This window comes from Flavobacterium sp. (assembly GCF_044376915.1).
Taxonomy (GTDB): Bacteria; Bacteroidota; Bacteroidia; order Flavobacteriales; family Flavobacteriaceae; genus Flavobacterium.
Window position 1 is genome coordinate 1 of sequence record NZ_JBILKB010000117.1, and the last position, 4,297, is coordinate 4,297.

Annotated in this window: 6 protein-coding genes; 4 read left to right on the top strand and 2 right to left on the bottom strand. The window is 36.8% G+C overall.

The window, feature by feature from the left end; genetic code table 11:
* From ACIQ6Z_RS09345 to ACIQ6Z_RS09360, 4 genes are all read left to right on the top strand, one after another.
* Nucleotides 1-208, top strand: a 208-nt coding sequence (locus ACIQ6Z_RS09345; RefSeq protein WP_396210617.1) for a GNAT family N-acetyltransferase, incomplete at its 5' end; no start/stop codon positions are given.
* A gap of 57 nt (nucleotides 209-265) precedes the next feature.
* Nucleotides 266-1,168: an oxygen-dependent coproporphyrinogen oxidase gene (hemF, locus tag ACIQ6Z_RS09350; RefSeq protein WP_396210618.1), complete on the top strand. Its 903-nt coding sequence runs from the start codon at nucleotides 266-268 to the stop codon at nucleotides 1,166-1,168.
* Between the two features lie 33 nt (nucleotides 1,169-1,201).
* On the top strand, nucleotides 1,202-2,197 hold the full coding sequence (gene hemB / locus ACIQ6Z_RS09355; RefSeq protein ID WP_396210619.1) for a porphobilinogen synthase: 996 nt from the start codon (nucleotides 1,202-1,204) through the stop codon (nucleotides 2,195-2,197).
* Nucleotides 2,198-2,207: 10 nt separating this feature from the next.
* Nucleotides 2,208-2,600: a c-type cytochrome gene (locus ACIQ6Z_RS09360; protein WP_396210620.1), complete on the top strand. Its 393-nt coding sequence runs from the start codon at nucleotides 2,208-2,210 to the stop codon at nucleotides 2,598-2,600.
* A gap of 6 nt (nucleotides 2,601-2,606) precedes the next feature.
* Here the strand turns inward: ACIQ6Z_RS09360 and ACIQ6Z_RS09365 are convergent, their stop codons facing one another.
* The gene (locus ACIQ6Z_RS09365) at nucleotides 2,607-3,293 is read right to left on the bottom strand and encodes a response regulator transcription factor (RefSeq protein ID WP_396210621.1); all 687 of its coding nucleotides are present in this window, start codon (nucleotides 3,291-3,293) and stop codon (nucleotides 2,607-2,609) included.
* On the bottom strand, nucleotides 3,286-4,297 hold a 1,012-nt coding region (locus tag ACIQ6Z_RS09370; protein ID WP_396210622.1), incomplete at its 5' end, for a sensor histidine kinase. The genes ACIQ6Z_RS09370 and ACIQ6Z_RS09365, both read right to left, overlap by 8 nt.

Sequence of the window (4,297 nt, forward strand, 5' to 3'; positions counted from 1 at the left end):
TTGGATTGAAGATGTAGTTGTAGACTCCACTTCTCGCGGAAAAGGAGTAGGAAGAAAACTAATTAATTTATTAGTTCAAGTAGGTGAAGAAAAAGAACTTTCTGAAATACTACTTTTTACTGAAGATCATAGATTGGCTGCAATAAATTTATATTCAAGTGTTGGATTTAAATATAAAGACAGTAAGATATATTGTAAGAAAAAATAACAAGAACTACGCACAATAGTCGTGAAGCGGCTGAATGCATAGCTAAAAGCTATTTAAATGAAAGACAAATTCTACCAATACATACAAAACCTTCAAGATCAAATCTGTAAAGGATTAGAAGACATCGACGGAAAAGCTAAATTTCGTGAAGATATTTGGGACAGACCCGAAGGCGGTGGAGGAAGAACACGCGTAATTGAAAATGGTGCTGTTTTTGAAAAAGGTGGTGTAAACATTTCAGCGGTTCACGGGAAATTACCCGAAGCTATGCAAAAAATGTTTAACGTAGGCGAAGCTGATTTTTTTGCTTGCGGATTGAGTTTAGTCATTCATCCGAAAAACCCTATGACGCCAACTGTTCATGCAAATTGGCGGTATTTCGAAATGTACGACGATAATGGTAATGTAATTAACAGTTGGTTTGGTGGCGGACAAGATTTGACACCTTATTATTTGTTTGAAGAAGATGCAATTCATTTTCATCAAACGTGTAAAACAGCTTGTGATAAACATAATCCTGATTTTTATCCGAAATACAAAAAACAATGTGACGACTACTTTTGGAACGCACATAGAAATGAAGCGCGAGGAGTTGGAGGTTTATTTTTCGATTATTGCAAAGAAACCGAAACCATGAAAATGGAAGATTGGTTCAATTTTGTAACCGAAGTTGGGAATTCATTCCTTGAAGCCTATTTACCCATCGTAGCAAAAAGAAAAGACTTGCCTTTTACAACAGAACAAAGAACTTGGCAAGAAATCCGCCGTGGTCGTTATGTCGAATTCAATTTGGTGCACGACAAAGGCACGTTGTTTGGTTTAAAAACCAATGGCCGAATCGAAAGTATTTTAATGTCTTTACCACCTCACGTACAATGGCATTATGACCATCATCCGGTGGCGGAAAGCGAAGAAGAAAAATTAATTCAAGTATTAGAAAAACCTGTGGATTGGATTTAATTATCCTTTATCAATTATAAATTATCAATTACTATGTTCCCATTACAAAGAGGCCGTCGTTTAAGAATAAACGAATCTTTAAGAAGTTTAGTTCGCGAAACTACGTTAAGTCCAAGCGATTTTATGTTTCCGATGTTTATTGCAGAAGGAGAAAATGTGCAAGTCGAAATTCCATCGATGCCAGGAATTTATCGTCGTTCGATAGATTTAACCGTAAAAGAAGTTAAAGAATTATTCGATTTAGGCATTCGTGCCGTGAATATTTACGTAAAAGTAAGCGAAGATTTAAAAGACAATACCGGGAAAGAAGCGTGGAATCCAAACGGATTGATGCAACAAGCCATTCGAGCTATCAAAACAGCTTGTCCTGAAATGATTGTGATGCCCGATGTGGCTTTGGATCCCTATTCTATTTATGGTCACGACGGAATTATTGAAAACGGCGATGTAGCAAATGATGTTACTAACGACGCTTTAGTAAAAATGGCCGTTTCTCACGCACATGCGGGTGCCGATTTTGTAGCACCAAGCGACATGATGGACGGACGCGTTTTGCGTTTGCGCCAAGGTTTGGATGCTGCAGGATTTGAAAATGTAGGCATTATGAGTTATTCGGCGAAATATGCGTCGGCCTTTTATGGGCCGTTTCGAGATGCCTTGGACAGTGCGCCAAGAGAAGCCGATGTTGCCGTTCCGAAGGACAAAAAAACCTACCAAATGGATTATGCCAACCGCATCGAAGCCGTTAAAGAAGCACTTTGGGACGTTGAAGAAGGAGCCGATATGGTCATGGTAAAGCCAGGAATTGCCTATTTAGATATCGTTCGCGAAGTGAAAAATGCTGTGAATGTTCCCGTAACTGTTTTTCACGTTTCGGGTGAATATGCCATGATTAAAGCTGCCGCCGAAAGAGGTTGGCTCGACCACGATAAAATTATGATGGAACAATTGATGTGTATCAAACGCGCTGGTGCCAATTTGATTTCGACTTATTTTGCGAAAGAAGCTGCGGTTTTGTTAAATAAGTAATAGTAGGATTATGAAAGTGTATCCCCAACTCTTGCTTATAATTGTCGTTACCCTAACGATGATTAGTTGTAACGAAAAAGCAGCAAATCAAATCCCTGTGGATCAAACAGAAATTTCAACGAAGCAAACACCTAAAGAATTAGGACGAGAACTTTTTGAAGGAAAGGGAATGTGTGCAAGTTGTCATAAAGCCGATATAAAAGTAGTAGGGCCTTCGATTCAAGAGATTGCTAAAATCTATCGTGAAAAAGAGGCAAGTATAGCCGCTTTTATTAACGAGGAAGGGGAACCACTTGTTGATCCGTCACAATATGAAATTATGAAAACTAATTTTGCGATTACCAAAGCGATGTCGACTGAAGAACGAAAAGCCTTAGAAGTCTATGTGATGAGTTTTGAATAATTGCGGTTATTCAACCACCAATTTAAAGCCCACGCGCGGAATATTTTCAATGCGAACGTGGGTTTCTTCTTTTATGATTTTACGCAATCTAGAAATAAAGACATCCAAACTTCTGCCTAAAAAATAATCATCACTTCCCCACAATTCCAACAAGATTTTTTCGCGTTTCAAAACGGTATTCGGATTGTCTAGAAACATTTTCAATAAAGATGCTTCCCGTTCGGTAAGTGTAACACTTTGTTTATCGGATTTCAAAGAATAATTTTCGGGCTCAAACTGAAAAGAGCCAAAAGTATACTGTTTTTGAATCGTGTTTTCTACTGATTTTTGGCTGCGGTGTAAAAATATTTCGATTTTTAAAATAAGCTCTTCAATAGAATAAGGCTTAACTAAATAATCATCGGCTCCTAACTTCAAGCCTTTGATGCGGTCTTCTTTTAAGGTTTTTGCCGATAAAAAGATAATCGGAATTTCTTGATTGCGTTTTCTAATTTCTGTCGCCATTTCAAAACCGTCCATATCGGGCAACATGATGTCTAAGACACACAAATCAAAAACTTCATTACAAAATAAATGAAAGGCTTCTTTCCCATTATTGCAGTGCAATACTTCGAAATGCTGTTCTAAATTATCGGTTGTTAAAAACGCCAACGTTTCGTCGTCTTCTACATATAAAATGCGCTTTTTACTCATAATCATTTTTGTTTATTTCTACCGAAACGGTGATGCCTTGCTCTTCATTATTTTTAACTCCAATATTCCATTTGTGCCATTCACAAACGCGTTTTACATAAGACAGTCCGATACCAAATCCTTCAATATCTTTATTGTCTTGTCGGGCTACGCGATAAAATTTGTCAAAAACAAAAGGCAAATCTTTTTCGGGAATGCCTATGCCGTGATCGATAAATTCGATGAGCAATCCTTTAGCCGTTTCTTTGGCATTAATTTCAATGGAAGCCGAACTTTCAGTGTATTTTACTGCATTGTCAATCAAGTTATAAATCAAATTGTAACAATGAAATTCATCGGCTAGTAACGTGAAAGGTTTTTCAATTGCTATCCTAATCTGAATCTCCTTAGCGTGTTTTAATTGGATGTTTTCCTTCACCAACTCTAATAAGGACTGCACGTCCACCTTGGTTTTTTCAAGGGCTATTTGATTGCTGTCCGTTTTAGCAACATATAAAATTTTCTCTATATGTTGGTTCAATTTATTGCTTTGATTGATGATGATTTGCATGTATTTTGAAAGCTTTGGATGGCTTAAAATTTCATTTTGGGAATTGGCATAATTCGCTGCAATTAAAATAGACGCTAAAGGTGTTTTAAATTCATGCGTCATGTTGTTGATAAAGTCTTTTTGTAATTCGGTATACCGTTTTTGTTGTAACATCAGGAAAACCGAATACACATAAATAATCAAGACTAAAAACAACACCCCTGTAAAAACCCAATACTGACTTAAACTCGTAAAATAACTTTTTTGTAAATGGGGAAATCGAATGGCAAAATAATAGGTTAAATCAGTGTTTTTTGGGAAACATTCGGCACACATTTTTGAGGGTTTGCCATCAATAGAAATGTAATTTCCATACACCATTGACTCCGAACTGCAATCATAGATTGCATATTCAAAATCCAATTCTAATTTTACTTTGTCAAATTCGGTCTTTAAATAATGTTCCAGCAATCTG